The sequence below is a fragment of the Staphylococcus sp. FSL W8-1270 genome (assembly GCF_038007165.1).
GTDB lineage: Bacteria > Bacillota > Bacilli > Staphylococcales > Staphylococcaceae > Staphylococcus > Staphylococcus hominis.
Genome location: NZ_JBBOWQ010000001.1, coordinates 945,883 through 965,223, shown reverse-complemented (window position 1 = coordinate 965,223; position 19,341 = coordinate 945,883). Strand labels below are relative to the sequence as shown.

General features: G+C 37.4%; 11 protein-coding genes, 29 tRNA genes and 3 rRNA genes. 3 read left to right on the top strand and 40 right to left on the bottom strand.

Annotated features, from left to right (window positions below; genetic code table 11):
• Nucleotides 1-2 precede the first annotated feature (2 nt).
• The 4 genes from queG to NSU06_RS04925 form a co-directional block, all read right to left on the bottom strand.
• The gene (gene queG / locus NSU06_RS04940) at nt 3-1,124 is read right to left on the bottom strand and encodes a tRNA epoxyqueuosine(34) reductase QueG (protein WP_017176402.1); all 1,122 of its coding nucleotides are present in this window, start codon (nt 1,122-1,124) and stop codon (nt 3-5) included.
• Nucleotides 1,125-1,385: 261 nt separating this feature from the next.
• Complete coding sequence (locus NSU06_RS04935) at nt 1,386-2,108, bottom strand: amino acid ABC transporter ATP-binding protein (protein ID WP_019835687.1); 723 nt, start codon at nt 2,106-2,108, stop codon at nt 1,386-1,388.
• On the bottom strand, nt 2,101-3,555 hold the full coding sequence (locus NSU06_RS04930) for an ABC transporter substrate-binding protein/permease (RefSeq protein WP_049379458.1): 1,455 nt from the start codon (nt 3,553-3,555) through the stop codon (nt 2,101-2,103). The genes NSU06_RS04935 and NSU06_RS04930 overlap by 8 nt, the downstream gene beginning before the upstream one ends.
• A 120-nt stretch (nt 3,556-3,675) precedes the next feature.
• Nucleotides 3,676-4,692 carry a PTS transporter subunit IIC gene (locus NSU06_RS04925; RefSeq protein WP_353626972.1) on the bottom strand — a complete coding sequence of 339 codons (1,017 nt, stop codon included), beginning with the start codon at nt 4,690-4,692 and terminating at the stop codon, nt 3,676-3,678.
• Between NSU06_RS04925 and NSU06_RS11575 the strand changes: the two genes are divergently transcribed.
• A complete protein-coding gene (locus tag NSU06_RS11575) occupies nt 4,661-4,759 on the top strand; it encodes a hypothetical protein (protein ID WP_353626971.1) in 99 nt (32 codons plus the stop codon). The two genes, NSU06_RS04925 and NSU06_RS11575, sit on opposite strands and share 32 nt — an antisense overlap.
• A 114-nt stretch (nt 4,760-4,873) precedes the next feature.
• On the opposite strand, the gene NSU06_RS04920 is transcribed toward NSU06_RS11575, so the two are convergent.
• The 35 genes from NSU06_RS04920 to NSU06_RS04750 all read right to left on the bottom strand — a co-directional run bounded on the left by NSU06_RS04920 (nt 4,874) and on the right by NSU06_RS04750 (nt 14,874).
• Nucleotides 4,874-4,957: transfer RNA gene (locus tag NSU06_RS04920), tRNA-Leu, on the bottom strand.
• A 41-nt stretch (nt 4,958-4,998) separates the two neighbouring features.
• Nucleotides 4,999-5,073: transfer RNA gene (locus NSU06_RS04915), tRNA-Gly, on the bottom strand.
• A 14-nt stretch (nt 5,074-5,087) separates the two neighbouring features.
• Nucleotides 5,088-5,162: transfer RNA gene (locus NSU06_RS04910), tRNA-Gly, on the bottom strand.
• A 14-nt stretch (nt 5,163-5,176) separates the two neighbouring features.
• Nucleotides 5,177-5,250: transfer RNA gene (locus tag NSU06_RS04905), tRNA-Gly, on the bottom strand.
• Nucleotides 5,251-5,258: 8 nt separating this feature from the next.
• A tRNA-Cys gene (locus tag NSU06_RS04900) sits at nt 5,259-5,332 on the bottom strand.
• Nucleotides 5,333-5,340: 8 nt separating this feature from the next.
• Nucleotides 5,341-5,412: transfer RNA gene (locus NSU06_RS04895), tRNA-Gln, on the bottom strand.
• Nucleotides 5,413-5,424: 12 nt separating this feature from the next.
• Nucleotides 5,425-5,497: transfer RNA gene (locus NSU06_RS04890), tRNA-His, on the bottom strand.
• Between the two features lie 2 nt (nt 5,498-5,499).
• Nucleotides 5,500-5,573, bottom strand: a tRNA-Trp gene (locus tag NSU06_RS04885).
• Nucleotides 5,574-5,581: 8 nt separating this feature from the next.
• Nucleotides 5,582-5,665: transfer RNA gene (locus NSU06_RS04880), tRNA-Tyr, on the bottom strand.
• Between the two features lie 7 nt (nt 5,666-5,672).
• Nucleotides 5,673-5,748: transfer RNA gene (locus NSU06_RS04875), tRNA-Thr, on the bottom strand.
• A gap of 6 nt (nt 5,749-5,754) precedes the next feature.
• Nucleotides 5,755-5,827, bottom strand: a tRNA-Phe gene (locus NSU06_RS04870).
• Nucleotides 5,828-5,848: 21 nt separating this feature from the next.
• A tRNA-Asp gene (locus NSU06_RS04865) sits at nt 5,849-5,924 on the bottom strand.
• Between the two features lie 8 nt (nt 5,925-5,932).
• Nucleotides 5,933-6,006 (bottom strand) — tRNA-Met (locus NSU06_RS04860).
• Nucleotides 6,007-6,016: 10 nt separating this feature from the next.
• Nucleotides 6,017-6,109, bottom strand: a tRNA-Ser gene (locus tag NSU06_RS04855).
• Nucleotides 6,110-6,144: 35 nt separating this feature from the next.
• Nucleotides 6,145-6,220 (bottom strand) — tRNA-Asp (locus tag NSU06_RS04850).
• Nucleotides 6,221-6,225: 5 nt separating this feature from the next.
• Nucleotides 6,226-6,315 (bottom strand) — tRNA-Ser (locus NSU06_RS04845).
• Nucleotides 6,316-6,324: 9 nt separating this feature from the next.
• Nucleotides 6,325-6,398, bottom strand: a tRNA-Ile gene (locus tag NSU06_RS04840).
• Between the two features lie 28 nt (nt 6,399-6,426).
• Nucleotides 6,427-6,500: transfer RNA gene (locus NSU06_RS04835), tRNA-Met, on the bottom strand.
• Between the two features lie 26 nt (nt 6,501-6,526).
• Nucleotides 6,527-6,602: transfer RNA gene (locus NSU06_RS04830), tRNA-Ala, on the bottom strand.
• A gap of 22 nt (nt 6,603-6,624) precedes the next feature.
• Nucleotides 6,625-6,698: transfer RNA gene (locus NSU06_RS04825), tRNA-Pro, on the bottom strand.
• An 8-nt stretch (nt 6,699-6,706) separates the two neighbouring features.
• Nucleotides 6,707-6,780 (bottom strand) — tRNA-Arg (locus NSU06_RS04820).
• 10 nt (nt 6,781-6,790) lie between these two features.
• Nucleotides 6,791-6,876, bottom strand: a tRNA-Leu gene (locus tag NSU06_RS04815).
• Nucleotides 6,877-6,883: 7 nt separating this feature from the next.
• Nucleotides 6,884-6,958, bottom strand: a tRNA-Gly gene (locus NSU06_RS04810).
• A 3-nt stretch (nt 6,959-6,961) separates the two neighbouring features.
• Nucleotides 6,962-7,043: transfer RNA gene (locus tag NSU06_RS04805), tRNA-Leu, on the bottom strand.
• 9 nt (nt 7,044-7,052) lie between these two features.
• Nucleotides 7,053-7,125: transfer RNA gene (locus tag NSU06_RS04800), tRNA-Lys, on the bottom strand.
• 5 nt (nt 7,126-7,130) lie between these two features.
• Nucleotides 7,131-7,206 (bottom strand) — tRNA-Thr (locus NSU06_RS04795).
• 12 nt (nt 7,207-7,218) lie between these two features.
• Nucleotides 7,219-7,294 (bottom strand) — tRNA-Val (locus NSU06_RS04790).
• 9 nt (nt 7,295-7,303) lie between these two features.
• Nucleotides 7,304-7,418: ribosomal RNA gene (gene rrf / locus NSU06_RS04785) — 5S ribosomal RNA — on the bottom strand.
• A 67-nt stretch (nt 7,419-7,485) separates the two neighbouring features.
• Nucleotides 7,486-10,407, bottom strand: a 23S ribosomal RNA gene (locus NSU06_RS04780).
• Between the two features lie 145 nt (nt 10,408-10,552).
• Nucleotides 10,553-10,628: transfer RNA gene (locus NSU06_RS04775), tRNA-Ala, on the bottom strand.
• A 17-nt stretch (nt 10,629-10,645) separates the two neighbouring features.
• Nucleotides 10,646-10,722: transfer RNA gene (locus tag NSU06_RS04770), tRNA-Ile, on the bottom strand.
• A gap of 99 nt (nt 10,723-10,821) precedes the next feature.
• Nucleotides 10,822-12,372, bottom strand: a 16S ribosomal RNA gene (locus NSU06_RS04765).
• Together the 16S, 23S and 5S rRNA genes with 29 tRNA genes alongside form the textbook arrangement of a ribosomal RNA operon.
• Before the next feature lie 545 nt (nt 12,373-12,917).
• The gene (gene perR, locus NSU06_RS04760) at nt 12,918-13,367 is read right to left on the bottom strand and encodes a peroxide-responsive transcriptional repressor PerR (protein ID WP_017175209.1); all 450 of its coding nucleotides are present in this window, start codon (nt 13,365-13,367) and stop codon (nt 12,918-12,920) included.
• Nucleotides 13,368-13,462: 95 nt separating this feature from the next.
• Nucleotides 13,463-14,413, bottom strand: a complete 951-nt coding sequence (locus tag NSU06_RS04755) for a phosphoglycerate dehydrogenase (protein WP_017175210.1) — start codon at nt 14,411-14,413, stop codon at nt 13,463-13,465.
• Nucleotides 14,414-14,418: 5 nt separating this feature from the next.
• Nucleotides 14,419-14,874, bottom strand: a complete 456-nt coding sequence (locus NSU06_RS04750) for a peroxiredoxin (RefSeq protein ID WP_017175211.1) — start codon at nt 14,872-14,874, stop codon at nt 14,419-14,421.
• Nucleotides 14,875-14,954: 80 nt separating this feature from the next.
• Here NSU06_RS04750 and NSU06_RS04745 point away from each other — a divergent pair, with 80 nt between their 5' ends.
• A complete protein-coding gene (locus NSU06_RS04745) occupies nt 14,955-16,244 on the top strand; it encodes a glutamate-1-semialdehyde 2,1-aminomutase (RefSeq protein ID WP_017175212.1) in 1,290 nt (429 codons plus the stop codon).
• Between the two features lie 154 nt (nt 16,245-16,398).
• Nucleotides 16,399-17,493 (top strand): FUSC family protein, encoded by a 1,095-nt coding sequence (locus NSU06_RS04740; protein WP_017175213.1) that lies wholly within the window; start codon nt 16,399-16,401, stop codon nt 17,491-17,493.
• A 77-nt stretch (nt 17,494-17,570) separates the two neighbouring features.
• Here NSU06_RS04740 and NSU06_RS04735 read toward each other — a convergent pair whose 3' ends face one another.
• Nucleotides 17,571-19,307: an ABC transporter ATP-binding protein gene (locus tag NSU06_RS04735; protein ID WP_340779503.1), complete on the bottom strand. Its 1,737-nt coding sequence runs from the start codon at nt 19,305-19,307 to the stop codon at nt 17,571-17,573.
• Nucleotides 19,308-19,341 lie beyond the last annotated feature (34 nt).

Sequence of the window (19,341 nt, the reverse complement as noted above, 5' to 3'; positions counted from 1 at the left end):
TTTTATTTCCTCATTTCTAGTCCTTTTCTCATTTCAACTTGAACTTCTTCAATCTCATTATCAAAATGCTCATAAATAAATGTTCTTGCATCATCGCCTAGTATTTGGCCAATAGCCCAATATGCTGTTCCTCTTATCATGGGTCTTGGATCATTCAATGCCACTTCCTTTAATTCAGGAATAGCCGCTTCTTCACCAAAATGTGCAAGTGCAATAATTGCATTCCGCTGTATAGGTTTCTTACCTCTCCATGCTCCTGCCAAATGACCATAAGTATTTTTAAATTCTTTATTACTCATTTGTAACAATGGAACTAAACGTGGCTTTAATATTTCTGGTTCTAAAATAATATCTTCGTGAGTTGTATTAATGCCTCTATTTTTCGGACAAACTTGTTGACAAGTATCACAACCATAAAGACGATTACCAATTTTATATCGATACTCATCTTTTAAATATCCTTTAGTTTGAGTTAAAAAGCTGATACATTTTTGAGAATTCAGTTGACCATTCCCTACTAAAGCACCCGTTGGACATCTATCTACACAAATTGTACAATCTCCACAACTGTCTAATATAGGATCATCCGGTTCAAAAGGAATACTAACTAACATTTCTCCTAAATATGTCCAAGTTCCTAGTTTTGGATTAATAACAAATCCATTTCTACCAACGAATCCTAATCCTGCTCTTTCAGCTACAGCGCGATCTGAAAGTACTCCAGTGTCAACCATGCTTTTTATTTCGACATCAGGAACCTTAGATTGAATAAATTCACTTAATTTGTCTAATCTTTTTTTCATAATTGAATGATAATCTTGACCCCAAGAGGCTCTCGCAAACATTCCTCTTCTATCGCCTTTTACACTTTTTGGCGCTCCCTTTAGCTTATTTGGATAACCAACAGCAATAGCTATAATAGAACGCGCTGTGGGTAAAGATAATTTAGGTTCTGTTCGTAACGCAATATCTGATTCTTCAAAACCTGATGCATAACCTTTTTCATGATAATCTACTAACTTTTGTTTCAGTTCATCGAAAGGATCAGCAGTAGTAAAACCAATACTATCTATACCAATGGAATACGCATAGTCAATGATTTCCTGTTTAAGTTGATGGTTCATCAACACTCTTGCCTCCTATAAAAAAGTCCATAGAACATTTTAACATAATCTTAATTTTTTATGATATTAAATATTTTTATAAATAAAAAAGAATCTGAGATATACTTTAAAGTATCTCAGATTCTTTAACTTTGAGAATGTTATAAAGAAAGTCTATATTTATAATTCAGAATAAATTCTATCTTCTTTTCTTAATTAACTTTTATTACTTTTTAGATATAAAACCTTATAAATGTTTTATCAGTCTTCATATACAACATGCTATAATACTTTCGCCAAAAAGTTTTTAGTTCTTTCATGTTTGGGATGATTAAATAATTGATCAGGTGTTTCACTTTCAACGACATATCCATCTGCCATAAATATTACTTTATCACCAACATCTTTAGCAAAACCCATTTCATGAGTTACAACCACCATTGTCATACCCTCTTTAGCTAAATCTTTCATAACTTTAAGTACTTCATAAACAACTTCAGGATCAAGTGCTGATGTTGGCTCATCAAATAATATGACATCAGGATGCATAGCTAAAGCTCTTGCTATTGCTACCCTTTGTTTTTGTCCGCCAGAGAGTTGAGAAGGATATGCGTTAGCTTTCTCTTCAAGTCCTACTTTTTTTAGAAGTGCTTTACCTTCAATTTCTAGTTTTTTTAAATCAACTTTTTTTAACAACTTAGGTGCTAAAATGACATTTTCTAATACTGTTTTGTGAGGAAATAAATTGAAATTTTGAAATACCATTCCCATTTTTTGACGTAATTCACTTAAATTTATATTTTTATGTGTTAATTCTTTTCCTTCAAAAATCACTTTTCCATTTGATGGTGTTTCTAATAAATTCATACATCTTAATAATGTACTTTTACCACTTCCTGATGGTCCTATAATTGCTACAACTTCTCCTTTATTAATTTCTAAATTTATATCTTTGAGTACTTCATTTTTATTAAATGACTTATTTAAATTTTGAACTTTAATCACTGGCTTTCATTCTCCCTTCGATTAAACTCATACCTCTAGATAATGTAAATGTTAAAACAAAGTACATTATCGCAGCGATAATTAACGGTGTAAAAGGATCAAATGAAATACCTTGTACAACCTGAGCGTTAAACATAATTTCTCCTACTCCTATAGTAGAAACAATAGATGATTCTTTAATTAGTGTTACAAATTCATTACCTAACGCTGGTAAAATATTTTTAATTGCTTGGGGTAAAATGATATATCTCATTGTTTTAGAATAATTTAATCCTAAACATTGCGCTGCCTCTGTTTGCCCTTTATCAACAGCATTAATTCCAGCTCTAAATATTTCTGCAATATAAGCAGAAGAATTAATAACTAGTGCGATAGTACCACATACTAATGCTGAAACGTCTAAACCTAGAACAGCTGTCGTTCCAAAGAAAACTAAAAATACTTGAACTAACATCGGTGTTCCTCTTAAAAATTCTATGTAAATAGAGGCAATCCATGAAAGCAATTTAAACTTACTCAATTTAGCTAAAGCAATTAAAGCTCCTAATACTGCTCCTAATACTACACCAATCATTGATATTAAAATTGTATTTTTAAGTCCTTTGATAAAAAATGCACCATACTTATCAAAAAAACTACTATCGTCTTGCATATCTTTAGAAGCTTTGTCCATGTATTTGCTAATTAAATGTTGGTCATTGACTTCCTTAATAGATTTATTAACATTCGCTAAAAGAATAGGTGAATTTTTTGGCACAGCTATGACATTATCTTTCTTTTCTTCATTAAAATTCACATTAGCTATCATTAAGCTGTTATTTTGTTTTACATATGCTTCAGCAACAGGTTTTTCTATTACCAACCCTTCTACCTTATTACTTTTAACTGCAAGAATAGCATCTGGTAGACGATTTAATGAACTAATGTCTGCATTCTCTATTTCTTGTTGCGCAATTTTTTCTTGTTCAGTCCCTTTTTGTGCTGCAACTTTTTTATTAGAAAAGTCTTTTAATGTATGAAATTTATTTTTATCGCTTTTTCTAATAAGCATTACATTGCCCGTTTTAGTATAAGAATCTGAGAAATCAACTTCTTTCTTTCTTTCTGGTGTTGAAGTCATACCAGAAATAATAACATCAATTTTTCCCGTTTTTAATGCACCGAGTAAACTATCAAATTGCATATTCACAATTTTTAATTTTAAGTGATTATCTTTAGCAATTTTTTTAGCTAAATCGATATCTATACCTGCGTATTCACTCTTACCTTTTACAGTCTTTTCAAATTCAAATGGTGCATAATCAGCTGATAATCCTACCCTTAATTCTCCACTTTCCTTAATTTTTTCCCATTTTGCATCTTGATCAGCGTGAGCCATAGGTTCTATATTTATAAAGGTCAAACCAATTAAGATTGCTATGATCATTGTTTTAAAAATATATTTCATATAGCAACCTCCTATAACTTTTTAATTATTATACACAATAAAGTATTAATATGCAATAAAAAATTCGAATAAAAAAAGCATCTACATTACTATAGATGCTTAAATACCTTTAAAATAATATTATTGGTGAGTGATTTCAAATCTATAAATATTATCATTATATGATGGTATAAACTTTTTGCATAATTCATGAATAATAAAAGCACTAATGAATGGAACAATAAAATAACCTAATGCTAATAGAAGAATATTAAATGTTGAATCACCCGGCATTCTATTAAACGCATTAATTGGACCAACTAATCCTGTATAACCAAATCCAGCTGATAATGGTGTTCCTTTTATTCCAATGAAGTATGTTAACAAACCGGAAATAATACCATTAATGGTTAATGGTATTGCAATGATTAAATGTTTTAAATAAACAGGAATCATCATCTTCGCAGCGCCAATAAACAAAACTAAATTGACACCAACTGAATTGACACGTAAAGAACCAAAGAAAAAAGTAACGCATGCAGCAACAATTCCCATGTTAGCAGCACCACTACCTAACCCATTTAAACTAATAGCTGTAGCAATAGCAACTAGAGAAATTGGCGTAACCATTAGTAGTGAAAATGTCACACTTATTAAGATAGACATGATTAAAGGATTAAATTCAGTAAATGAATTAATCACATGTCCTAAACTTTTTGTGATAATTTGTATATATGGCAAAGTCGTTAATCCAATTAATCCGCTGACTACTGGAATAAATACAGGTAAAATAATCATTTCTAAAGAACCAAATTTTCCTTGTAATAATAAATATAAAGCACATGCGATAATAATAACTAAAATTACGTTTATAATATCGCCAATTCCTTTTAATGCAATACCATTGGCATTCATTTGTATAGCTCCAGAGCCCAACATTGCTGATATACCTATCATACTAGCACCCGCACCACTAAATTTGAATTGATGTGCTGCCAGTATTCCAATAATAAATGCCATAAATGATTGAATAATTGTCACTAATTGAAAAACAAGCTCTAATATTGGATGTTGATCTTTAAATAATTTTAGTAGTTCTCCTAAAAGTGCATTTGGAAGTAATGCAATAACTACTCCTGCACCAACTGCATTAAGAATATTACTAAAAAAATATTTTAAGTTTATTCTAGTTCTACTCATAATAGCCTCCATTTTTAAATATTAGCTATATAATATTATATTATCTCATTTTATACAATATAAAATAAGTAGTTAAAAAAATATCAAATAAAAAAGGATTAAGTAGAGTGTTCTACTTAATCCTTTTAAATCCATTACATACCGGCGGTCGGGGTCGAACCGACACTCCAATAAAGGAACGGGATTTTGAGTCCCGCGCGTCTGCCAATTCCGCCACGCCGGCTTAATATATATAAATAAAAAACTTCCCTATGGAAGCAATTATGGAGCGGAAGATAGGACTTGCACCTATATCTTGTTCCGGGAAGGAACATATTCTAAAAATTGAAATACTCCCGCATTATATCAAATTATGGAGCGGAAGATAGGACTTGCACCTATACCTTGTTCCGGGAAGGAACATATTCTAAAAGTTGAAATACTCCCGCATTGTATCAAATTATGGAGCGGAAGATAGGACTTACACCTATATCTCATTCCGGGAAGGAATGTGTTCTAAAATTGAACTACTCCCGCATAGCACATGGAGGCGGCAACCGGATTTGAACCGGTGATAAAGGTTTTGCAGACCTCTGCCTTACCACTTGGCTATGCCGCCAAAAAAAACTGGGCTAGCTGGATTCGAACCAGCGCGTGACGGAGTCAAAGTCCGTTGCCTTACCGCTTGGCTATAGCCCATTAATAATAAAGGGCGGTTGATGGGAATCGAACCCACGAGTGTCGGAACCACAATCCGATGCGTTAACCACTTCGCCACAACCGCCATGGCAGGGACAGTAGGAATCGAACCCACATCAAAGGTTTTGGAGACCTCTATTCTACCGTTGAACTATGTCCCTATTTATGATGGTGGAGGGGGGCAGATTCGAACTGCCGAACCCGAAGGAGCGGATTTACAGTCCGCCGCGTTTAGCCACTTCGCTACCCCTCCGTTAAGATGGTGCCGGCCAGAGGACTTGAACCCCCAACCTACTGATTACAAGTCAGTTGCTCTACCAATTGAGCTAGGCCGGCAAGAAATGGTTCAGGACAGAGTCGAACTGCCGACACATGGAGCTTCAATCCATTGCTCTACCAACTGAGCTACTGAACCATATATATTAAAATGATTAAATGGCGGTCTCGACGGGAATCGAACCCGCGATCTCCTGCGTGACAGGCAGGCGTGTTAACCGCTACACTACGAGACCAAAACAAATTGCGGGAGGCGGATTTGAACCACCGACCTTCGGGTTATGAGCCCGACGAGCTACCGAACTGCTCCATCCCGCGATAATAAAAATGGCGGAGGAAGAGGGATTCGAACCCCCGCGGCCCGTTAAGGCCCTGTCGGTTTTCAAGACCGATCCCTTCAGCCGGACTTGGGTATTCCTCCACATTTTATAGGTAAATTGCTATTAAATTATTAGATGGCGGTCTCGACGGGAATCGAACCCGCGATCTCCTGCGTGACAGGCAGGCGTGTTAACCGCTACACTACGAGACCAAATACGGAGGAAGAGGGATTCGAACCCCCGCGAGCCGTTAAGCTCCTGTCGGTTTTCAAGACCGATCCCTTCAGCCGGACTTGGGTATTCCTCCAAAATTATATGGACCTTGCAGGACTCGAACCTGCGACCGAACGGTTATGAGCCGTTAGCTCTAACCAACTGAGCTAAAGGTCCAAATTTTAATTCTACAACTAATAATTAGTGGCGGTGGAGGGGATCGAACCCCCGACCTCACGGGTATGAACCGTACGCTCTAGCCAGCTGAGCTACACCGCCGTTATATAGTTTGTAAATGATTTAAATGGTGGAGACTAGCGGGATCGAACCGCTGACCTCCTGCGTGCAAAGCAGGCGCTCTCCCAGCTGAGCTAAGCCCCCATAATAAATTTTAAATTTCCTATCGGGAAGACAGGATTCGAACCTGCGACCCCTTGGTCCCAAACCAAGTGCTCTACCAAGCTGAGCTACTTCCCGTAAGAGAACGCGCCCGATAGGAGTCGAACCCATAACCTTTTGATCCGTAGTCAAACGCTCTATCCAATTGAGCTACGGGCGCAAAATAATAATGCCGAGGACCGGAATCGAACCGGTACGGTGATCTCTCACCGCAGGATTTTAAGTCCTGTGCGTCTGCCAGTTCCGCCACCCCGGCAAAATAATGGAGCGGAAGACGGGATTCGAACCCGCGACCCCCACCTTGGCAAGGTGGTGTTCTACCACTGAACTACTTCCGCATATGCGGGTGAAGGGAGTCGAACCCCCACGCCGTAAGGCGCTAGATCCTAAGTCTAGTGCGTCTGCCAATTCCGCCACACCCGCGTATACATGTGAGCCATAGAGGATTCGAACCTCTGACCCTCTGATTAAAAGTCAGATGCTCTACCAACTGAGCTAATGGCTCTTAGATGGTGCCGGCCAGAGGACTTGAACCCCCAACCTACTGATTACAAGTCAGTTGCTCTACCAATTGAGCTAGGCCGGCTATTAAATTGAATGGTGGAGAATGACGGGATCGAACCGCCGACCCTCTGCTTGTAAGGCAGATGCTCTCCCAGCTGAGCTAATTCTCCAATATATATGTCTGGCAACGTCCTACTCTAGCGGAACGTCAGTCCAACTACCATCGGCGCTAAGGAGCTTAACTTCTGTGTTCGGCATGGGAACAGGTGTGACCTCCTTGCCATTGTCACCAGACAAATGAATGATTATACATTCAAAACTAGATAGTAAGTAAAGATTTGCGTCGCAAAACTTGAAAAAATTGATTAAGTCTTCGATCGATTAGTATTCGTCAGCTCCACGTGTCACCACGCTTCCACCTCGAACCTATTAACCTCATCATCTCTGAGGGATCTTATAACCGAAGTTGGGAAATCTCATCTTGAGGGGGGCTTCATGCTTAGATGCTTTCAGCACTTATCCCGTCCATACATAGCTACCCAGCTATGCCGTTGGCACGACAACTGGTACACCAGAGGTATGTCCATCCCGGTCCTCTCGTACTAAGGACAGCTCCTCTCAAATTTCCTACGCCCACGACGGATAGGGACCGAACTGTCTCACGACGTTCTGAACCCAGCTCGCGTACCGCTTTAATGGGCGAACAGCCCAACCCTTGGGACCGACTACAGCCCCAGGATGCGATGAGCCGACATCGAGGTGCCAAACCTCCCCGTCGATGTGAACTCTTGGGGGAGATAAGCCTGTTATCCCCGGGGTAGCTTTTATCCGTTGAGCGATGGCCCTTCCATGCGGAACCACCGGATCACTAAGTCCGTCTTTCGACCCTGCTCGACTTGTAGGTCTCGCAGTCAAGCTCCCTTATGCCTTTACACTCTATGAATGATTTCCAACCATTCTGAGGGAACCTTTGAGCGCCTCCGTTACCTTTTAGGAGGCGACCGCCCCAGTCAAACTGCCCGCCTGACACTGTCTCCCACCACGATAAGTGGTGCGGGTTAGAAAGCCAACACAGCTAGGGTAGTATCCCACCAACGCCTCCACGTAAGCTAGCGCTCACGTTTCAAAGGCTCCTACCTATCCTGTACAAGCTGTGCCGAATTTCAATATCAGGCTACAGTAAAGCTCCACGGGGTCTTTCCGTCCTGTCGCGGGTAACCTGCATCTTCACAGGTACTATGATTTCACCGAGTCTCTCGTTGAGACAGTGCCCAAATCGTTACGCCTTTCGTGCGGGTCGGAACTTACCCGACAAGGAATTTCGCTACCTTAGGACCGTTATAGTTACGGCCGCCGTTTACTGGGGCTTCGATTCGTAGCTTCGCAGAAGCTAACCACTCCTCTTAACCTTCCAGCACCGGGCAGGCGTCAGCCCCTATACATCACCTTACGGTTTAGCAGAGACCTGTGTTTTTGATAAACAGTCGCTTGGGCCTATTCACTGCGGCTCTTCTGGGCTTGCACCCTAAAGAGCACCCCTTCTCCCGAAGTTACGGGGTCATTTTGCCGAGTTCCTTAACGAGAGTTCGCTCGCTCACCTTAGAATTCTCATCTTGACTACCTGTGTCGGTTTGCGGTACGGGCACCTAATCTCTATCTAGAGGCTTTTCTCGGCAGTGTGAAATCAACGACTCGAGGAAACAATTTCCTCTCCCCATCACAGCTCAATCTTAAGAGTGCCGGATTTGCCTAACACTCAATCTCACTGCTTAGACGTACAATCCAATCGTACGCTTCGCCTATCCTACTGCGTCCCCCCATCGATTAAAACGATTATAGGTGGTACAGGAATATCAACCTGTTATCCATCGCCTACGCCTGTCGGCCTCAGCTTAGGACCCGACTAACCCAGAGCGGACGAGCCTTCCTCTGGAAACCTTAGTCAATCGGTGGACGGGATTCTCACCCGTCTTTCGCTACTCACACCGGCATTCTCACTTCTAAGCGCTCCACATGTCCTTGCGATCATGCTTCAACGCCCTTAGAACGCTCTCCTACCATTGTCCAAAGGACAATCCACAGCTTCGGTAATATGTTTAGCCCCGGTACATTTTCGGCGCAGTGTCACTCGACTAGTGAGCTATTACGCACTCTTTAAATGATGGCTGCTTCTAAGCCAACATCCTAGTTGTCTGGGCAACGCCACATCCTTTTCCACTTAACATATATTTTGGGACCTTAGCTGGTGGTCTGGGCTGTTTCCCTTTCGAACACGGACCTTATCACCCATGTTCTGACTCCCAAGTTAAATTAATTGGCATTCGGAGTTTGTCTGAATTCGGTAACCCGAGAGGGGCCCCTCGTCCAAACAGTGCTCTACCTCCAATAATCATCACTTGAGGCTAGCCCTAAAGCTATTTCGGAGAGAACCAGCTATCTCCAAGTTCGATTGGAATTTCTCCGCTACCCACAGTTCATCCGCTCACTTTTCAACGTAAGTCGGTTCGGTCCTCCATTCAGTGTTACCTGAACTTCAACCTGACCATGGGTAGATCACCTGGTTTCGGGTCTACGACCAAATACTATACGCCCTATTCAGACTCGCTTTCGCTACGGCTCCACATTTTCTGCTTAACCTTGCATCAGATCGTAACTCGCCGGTTCATTCTACAAAAGGCACGCCATCACCCATTAACGGGCTCTGACTACTTGTAAGCACACGGTTTCAAGTTCTCTTTCACTCCCCTTCCGGGGTACTTTTCACCTTTCCCTCACGGTACTGGTTCACTATCGGTCACTAGAGAGTATTTAGCCTTAGGAGATGGTCCTCCCAGATTCCGACGGAATTTCACGTGCTCCGTCGTACTCAGGATCCACTCAAGAGAGAATATATTTTCAACTACAGGATTATTACCTTCTTTGATTCAACTTTCCAGATGATTCGTTTAATATATTCCTTTGTAACTCCGTATAGAGTGTCCTACAACCCCAATAAGCAAGCTTATTGGTTTGGGCTCTTCCCGTTTCGCTCGCCGCTACTCAGGGAATCGAATTTTCTTTCTCTTCCTCCGGGTACTAAGATGTTTCAGTTCTCCGGGTCTGCCTTCTGACAAGCTATGAATTCACTTGTCGATAACACAACATAACTTGTGCTGGGTTCCCCCATTCGGAAATCTCTGGATCAACGCTTACTTACAGCTACCCAAAGCATATCGTCGTTAGTAACGTCCTTCATCGGCTTCTAGTGCCAAGGCATCCACCGTGCGCCCTTAATAACTTAATCTAATATAGTTATTAATCTGTGAGTGTTCTTTCGAACACTAGCGATTATTTTTTATGAATTCAAGCTTTTTTAAAACTCTATTCACTCGGTTTTGCTTGGTAAAATCTATTTACTTACTTATCTAGTTTTCAATGTACAAATTTAATGGTGGAGACTAGCGGGATCGAACCGCTGACCTCCTGCGTGCAAAGCAGGCGCTCTCCCAGCTGAGCTAAGCCCCCAAATTATTAATACTTAATGGTGGGCCTGAGTGGACTCGAACCACCGACCTCACGCTTATCAGGCGTGCGCTCTAACCAGCTGAGCTACAGGCCCATTAAATATTTAAATGTTTAAAATAAACATTCAAAACTGAATACAATATGTCACGTTATTCCATATCATCTCTACGAGATGTTCCGAATATATCCTTAGAAAGGAGGTGATCCAGCCGCACCTTCCGATACGGCTACCTTGTTACGACTTCACCCCAATCATTTGTCCCACCTTCGACGGCTAGCTCCAAATGGTTACTCCACCGGCTTCGGGTGTTACAAACTCTCGTGGTGTGACGGGCGGTGTGTACAAGACCCGGGAACGTATTCACCGTAGCATGCTGATCTACGATTACTAGCGATTCCAGCTTCATGTAGTCGAGTTGCAGACTACAATCCGAACTGAGAACAACTTTATGGGATTTGCTTGACCTCGCGGTTTCGCTGCCCTTTGTATTGTCCATTGTAGCACGTGTGTAGCCCAAATCATAAGGGGCATGATGATTTGACGTCATCCCCACCTTCCTCCGGTTTGTCACCGGCAGTCAACTTAGAGTGCCCAACTTAATGATGGCAACTAAGCTTAAGGGTTGCGCTCGTTGCGGGACTTAACCCAACATCTCACGACACGAGCTGACGACAACCATGCACCACCTGTCACTTTGTCCCCCGAAGGGGAAACTTCTATCTCTAGAAGGGTCAAAGGATGTCAAGATTTGGTAAGGTTCTTCGCGTTGCTTCGAATTAAACCACATGCTCCACCGCTTGTGCGGGTCCCCGTCAATTCCTTTGAGTTTCAACCTTGCGGTCGTACTCCCCAGGCGGAGTGCTTAATGCGTTAGCTGCAGCACTAAGGGGCGGAAACCCCCTAACACTTAGCACTCATCGTTTACGGCGTGGACTACCAGGGTATCTAATCCTGTTTGATCCCCACGCTTTCGCACATCAGCGTCAGTTACAGACCAGAAAGTCGCCTTCGCCACTGGTGTTCCTCCATATCTCTGCGCATTTCACCGCTACACATGGAATTCCACTTTCCTCTTCTGCACTCAAGTTTTCCAGTTTCCAATGACCCTCCACGGTTGAGCCGTGGGCTTTCACATCAGACTTAAAAAACCGCCTACGCGCGCTTTACGCCCAATAATTCCGGATAACGCTTGCCACCTACGTATTACCGCGGCTGCTGGCACGTAGTTAGCCGTGGCTTTCTGATTAGGTACCGTCAAGACGTGCACAGTTACTTACACGTTTGTTCTTCCCTAATAACAGAGTTTTACGATCCGAAGACCTTCATCACTCACGCGGCGTTGCTCCGTCAGGCTTTCGCCCATTGCGGAAGATTCCCTACTGCTGCCTCCCGTAGGAGTCTGGACCGTGTCTCAGTTCCAGTGTGGCCGATCACCCTCTCAGGTCGGCTACGTATCGTTGCCTTGGTAAGCCGTTACCTTACCAACTAGCTAATACGGCGCAGGTCCATCTATAAGTGATAGCAAAGCCATCTTTCACTATCGAACCATGCGGTTCGAAATATTATCCGGTATTAGCTCCGGTTTCCCGAAGTTATCCCAGTCTTATAGGTAGGTTACCTACGTGTTACTCACCCGTCCGCCGCTAACATCAAAGGAGCAAGCTCCTCGTCTGTTCGCTCGACTTGCATGTATTAGGCACGCCGCCAGCGTTCATCCTGAGCCAGGATCAAACTCTCCATAAAAATTTATGATGTTTGATTAGCTCATAATACTAAATAGTGTTTGTAACATTTAAGTTACTTTATTGGAATTAACGTTGACATATTGTCATTCAGTTTTCAATGTTCGTTTTAACAATTACATTTATTAATTATATCAAATACTAATTATTTTTGTCAAGAACTTTTTTAATTTTTCTTTTCTTGAAGTTAATTAATATTTTAAAGTTAATTAATATTTCAACAAATAATATCTTATAATAAATTGTTTTTATAATCAATAGTCAAAATTACACTTTCTTAACATTGTTTTAAACTAATTTACTTTGCGTTTTCAAACAATATCTTTTGTTTTTGACGACTTTTATATAATAGCAAGTTTATTATTGAACGTCAATGAATTTTATAATATAAAATCGTTTAATATTTCACACTAAATGTATTCATTATCTTTAATGAGTGTTTTTTATACTAAAACTCTATGGTATTTTTTTATTTAATATTTATCTTTTAAATTCTTTGATTACTTATAAACAAAAAAGCAATGACATTAAAGTCATTGCCTAACTTTATTCTTTATTTTTACATTCTTCACACAATCCATAAATTTCCATTCGATGATGTGTTACGTCAAAGTTTGTAACGTGTTGAGCTAATTGTTCAATTTCATCCAATTGAGGATAATGGAAATCTACTATTTTACCGCATCGTTCACAAATAACATGATAATGATTATGAGTATTAAAGTCGAACCTACTTGATGCATCTCCATAAGTCAATTCTTTTACAATACCTATCTTCTTAAATACTCTTAAATTGTTGTAAATTGTCGCAACACTTATATTAGGAAAATCAGGTGAAAGTGCTTGATAAATTTCATCCGCTGTAGGATGTGTATGTGAGCTAATTAAAAATCTAACAATAGCTTGTCTTTGAGGCGTGATACGAACGCCTGACTTTCTTAATGCTATTATAGCTTGTTCAAGCTCATGTTCAATTGATTCTATTTCTGCACTCATCATTTTCACCATCTTTCTACTTTATAATTATTATTATCTTATTAATAATATAACTACTTTCATACGGCATTGTCAATTATTCCATAAGTTTTATATTAATAGCCATCTTTTAAGTCTACTACGTTCTCACTTATTTCTTCTTTATTGAGAAAATGAGATAGATTTCTTTCAAATATTTTCGTTGCTTCCTTTTTATTTTCTTTATCATTACCAGTTATATGTGCAGTAATTGTCACGTTATCTAAATCATAAAGTGGATGTTCTGATTCTAGTGGTTCATTTTCGAATACATCCAAGTAAGCATGACGTATTAATTTTTCTTTAAGTATTTCAATTAAATCGTCTTCTTCTACTATAGTTCCTCTTCCTACATTAATAAATAAGGTATCTTCCTTCATTAATTGGAAGTGATGTTTGTTTAATAAATGATATGTTTCTTTGGTTTCTGGTAACGTATTAATTATTATATCCGCTTCTCCTAATAGTTCGTCTAATTCATTTATCTCATATGTTTGATTAAATCCTTCTTTTTGTTTTCCTGTTTTACTTACACCTATTATTTTCAATTCGAAAGGTGTCAATAACTTTACAGTATCTTGAGCAATAGCTCCAGTACCTAAAAATAAAATTGTTTCATCCTTTAAACGTTTACCTGTCAAAGTACTATCATAAATATGCTTTTGTTGATTAATAAATGATGTTTTCATTTTTTTATGATCATCTAATATAAAAGTTAGTATATATTCTGAAAGTTGCTTTGATTGTATTCCTCTAGTATTGGTTAAAATAATTCCTTTATTCTTAATATACTCTAATGGTAGATTGTTTACGCCTGTTGCATACCATGCAATCCACTTTAAATTCGGGCAAGACTTTATAAATCTTTCATTAATCTCCCCGTCATACCCTATCAATACCTCGAGTTCTTTTTTTTCATTATCTGGAATATTATCTGCTTTATCATAAAACAAAAATGAAATATCAGGATACTTTTCTATTAATTCATTTTCTATATTACCTAAACGTTTCAAGCTTACGATTTTCATTTATCTCACTCCAGCATTTGTTTTAATTCATCTATTTGTGTTTTAACTTTTACTTTTTCAATGATATTTGTAATATATCCCGCTTCATCTATTACAAACGTTGTTCTCACTATTCCCATATTTTCTTTTCCAAAACTTTTCTTCAAACGATATATTCCTACTGCCTTCGATAACTTAAATTCATCATCAACTAACAAATCAAAATTCAAATGATGCTTATTAATAAAGTTTTCGTGTTTTTTTCTAGAATCCCCGCTAATACCATAAACTTTAACTTTCATATCATTAAAGTATTGTATATTATCTCTAAAGTCACATGCTTCTGTTGTACACGTTGGTGTGTTATCTCGTGGGTAGAAATATAATATTGTTTTTTCTCCCATAATTTTTTCATTAGTAATTAATTCACCATTTTGATTCTCTAATTCAAATTTTGGAAAAAGATCTCCTATTTTTAACATCGTATCACTCATTTCTTCATATTATAATTATTATGTTACGATAGTAATGAATATTATTAAATAAGAAAGGTTGATACTCTATGAATTTCACTGAAAGTGAACGTCTTCAAAAGTTATCAAATGAATATATTTTAGGTGGAGTTAATTCTCCTTCACGCTCTTATAAAGCTGTTGGCGGAGGTGCTCCCGTAGTTATGCGTGAAGGTCATGGCGCTTATCTTTACGATGTCGATGGAAATAAGTACATTGATTATTTACAAGCATATGGTCCTATAATCACTGGTCATGCTCATCCTCATATTACTGAAGCTATCCAAGATCAAGCGGCTAAAGGTGTGTTATATGGTACACCGACTGAACTTGAAATTGATTTTAGTAAAAAATTACGAGCAGCTATTCCTTCATTAGAAAAAATTCGTTTTGTTAATTCTGGAACAGAAGCAGTAATGACTACAATTCGAGTTGCTAGAGCTTATACTAAAAGAAATAAGATTATTAAATTTGCGGGGTCTTATCATGGCCATTCTGATTTAGTATTAGTTGCTGCAGGAAGCGGACCTTCTCAATTAGGTTCTCCAGATTCAGCTGGTGTACCTGAAAGTGTCGCTAGAGAAGTCATTACTGTACCTTTCAATGACATTGAATCTTATAAAGAAGCCATGTCACATTGGGGAGATGAAGTAGCAGCTGTATTAGTAGAACCTATTGTAGGTAATTTTGGTATGGTAAAACCTCAACCAGGCTTTTTAGAAGAAGTTAACAACATCACTCATGAACATGGGGCTTTAGTGATTTACGATGAAGTCATCACTGCTTTCCGCTTCCATTATGGCGCTGCACAAGATTTATTAAATGTTTATCCAGATTTAACAGCATTTGGTAAAATTGTTGGTGGTGGATTACCAATCGGTGGCTACGGTGGCCGTCAAGATATCATGGAACATGTTGCTCCATTAGGCCCAGCATACCAAGCAGGAACAATGGCAGGTAACCCACTTTCAATGAGAGCAGGTATTGCATTACTTGAAGTTTTAGAGCAAGATGGTGTATATGAGAAATTAGATAATTTGGGTAAACGTTTAGAAGATGGTTTAAATAAACTTATCGAAAAACATCATATTACTGCAACAATTAATCGTATTTATGGATCGCTAACACTCTATTTTACAGATGAAAAAGTAACACACTACGAACAAGTAGAAAATTCTGATGGTGAGGCATTTGCAAAATTCTTTAAACTTATGCTTAACCAAGGTATTAATTTAGCACCTTCTAAATTTGAAGCATGGTTCTTAACTACTGAACACACTGAAGAAGATATTGATCGAACATTAGAAGCGGCTGACTATGCCTTCAGTCAAATGAAATAATATTTAAAATTTAACGGACCTAAGAATGTCATATCGTAAATATACATTCTTGGGTTTTTATATATGCGTATACTTGTATAGTTTTATTTGTTGAGTGTATACTAATTTAAAAATACATTAAACTATAAACTTGTTATTTAAAGGAGCGTTGTATTTGAAATTAGGCGCACGTATACTTAAAACTGGAATTGCTATCATTCTCGCCCTTTTTATCGCTTCTTTTTTACCTGATAATGTTGGTTTGAAATCTGTAGCAGGAATAAGTGCTATTTTTGCAATGCAACCTAATATATATCGTTCAATGAAAACGATATCTGAACAAGCTACAGGTAATTTAATCGGTGCTATATTAGCAGTGATTATGGTAACCATTTTTGGTAAAAACATTGTGATTATGGGTATCACAGTCATTCTATTAATCGCCATTTTATACAAATTAAACTTGGCGCATGTAGCAACATTAGCAGGTGTCACTGCGTTAATCATTATGGGGCAACATACAGGATCGTTTTATCTTGCAGCTACATTTAGATTTATTTTAGTAATGATTGGAGTTTTAAGTGCTTCACTTGTAAACCTAGTATTCTTACCTCCAAAATTCGAAACTAAAATTTATCATAATGCGGTTAATATTTCTTCCGACATATTTATATGGTTTAAACTTGTGATTAATGATACTTCTGAATATCATCAGATAAAAGAAGATGGTGAACAGTTAGAATCTCGCATCATAAAATTAGAACAAATCTATAACTATTATCACGAAGAACGTACGTTTACAAGAAAAGCTGCTTTCCAACAAAATCGTAAAAAGATATTATTTAAAGAGGTCGTTGGAACAACTCGACAAGCTTACGAAGTATTAAATCGTATGGCTAGATATCAAAATGATTTGCATAATACGAATCATAATTTATTATTTCAAATTAAATTAGAGTTAGATTCATTAACAGCGTATCATGAACAAATTTTAAAAAGTTTATCAAAAAAGGCGCGTTATAATGTAGATGATTTTGATAATCAAATTTTAAATCCTCAAAAGAAAAATCTTATGGATGCTTTTCAATATCAATTAATTCAAAATCCATATCAAGTAGAATATTCATATTCGAATATCATGCAAATTATCGCAGCTATTGAAGAATATCGATATTATTTAGAGCATTTAGATAGACTAAGATTAAGTTTCTTTACGTATCATCGTAATGACACGGATATTGAAATTCAAGATGAAGACTTTGATTTATAAAAATTAAATATCAATACTAAAAAAGACAAACTTAACTATCAAAGTTGAGTTTGTCTTTTTTAGTATTCATTATTTAGTTATAAATCTTGAATGCTATACAAATGTTCATATTCACCTTTTTTAGCAATCAGCTCTTTATGTGTACCCGTTTCAACGATTTGGCCATGCTGCATAACAATAATTTTATCTGCGTGTGTGATTGTTGATAATCTATGAGCTACAATAAGTGTAGTTCTATCTTTACTTAAAACATCTAATGCGTCTTGAATAATTGCTTCACTTTCTAAATCAAGTGCACTTGTCGCTTCATCTAAAATTAATATAGGTGGATTATTTAAGAAAATACGCGCAATAGATAAACGTTGCTTTTGGCCACCAGATAATTTTACGCCACGTTCTCCAACTTCAGTATCATAGCCATTCGGTAAATTCATAATAAAGTCGTGCGCATTTGCCATTTTAGCTGCTTCGATTATTTCTTCTTCAGTAGCATCAGGACGTCCTAATAAAATATTCTCTCTTACAGTATCAGAAAATAAAATATTGTCTTGTTGAACAAGTCCAATTTGATTTTTCAAGCTTCCTGTTAAATAATCTTTAATATTATGACTATCGATCAAAATTTCACCTTCACTTACATCATAAAAACGTGGAATAAGATTAATAAGCGTAGATTTACCTCCCCCGCTCATACCGACGAATGCTACTGTTTCACCTTTGTTTATATTTAAATTTATATTTTTTAAAACTAAAGATTCATCTTCATTATATTTAAAGCTTACATTTTTTAATTCAATATGTCCTTCTTTTATTTCAATAGGTTGTGCACCTTTTTTATTTTTAATGTCATAGTCTTCATCCATTAATTGAAAAATACGATCCATAGAGGCGAAACTTTGCGTTAAAGTTGTGAATGAAGAAACTAAACGTCTTAATGGTCCGAATAATTGTTCTAAATATCCTACAAAAGCTGCTAAGGTACCTACTGTAATTGAACCAGTGATTGCTAAATATGACCCTACTCCAATAACAATGATAGGACCTAAATCTGTGACTGTATTAATAGCTGCAAATGAATAGGCATTCCATGAAGTATGTTGAAACGCTCTACTTAAAAAGTTTTTATTTTTTTTATCAAAGTTTTTCGCTTCATTATCTTCAATTGCAAAGCTTTTTATTACAGACATACCTTGAACACGTTCATGTAAAAATCCTTGTACTTCCGCTAATGCTTGTGAACGTTTACGTGTTAATTTTCTTAAACGTCCAAAGAAAAAATATACTGTAAAGATATAAAAAGGAAAAATAATAATTGCTGCAAGTGTTAATTTAATATCTAAGAAGAACATAATAGAAAGCGCAATAATAATCGTTACACAGTCTAACCAAATATTCATTAACCCAGTTAAAATAAAGTCTTTCGTTTGTTCTACGTCATTAATTACTCTCGATATAACTTGTCCCACTTGATTATTTGCATAAAATCGAGCACTTAAAGCTTGTAAATGGTCATACAATTGCTTACGAATATCATATAAAATTTTATTACTCGTCCATTGTGCTAAATATTGTCGAAGGTATTCAATTGGCGGGCGCACAATTAAAAATATAAATAGAGTAATACCTATCGCTATAGCAAGATGATGGAATTTTTCATTGGTAGTTAATGTACCATTATTAATGACACCATCAATCGCATATTTAATTAATAATGGAATTAACATTGGAATACCAAATTTTATAATTCCAATAATAATCGTTGCGAAAATACGATATTTATATGGTTTAACAAATTCTAAATATCGTCGAATCACACTGACTCCTCCTTAATTTTATTATCAAAAAATG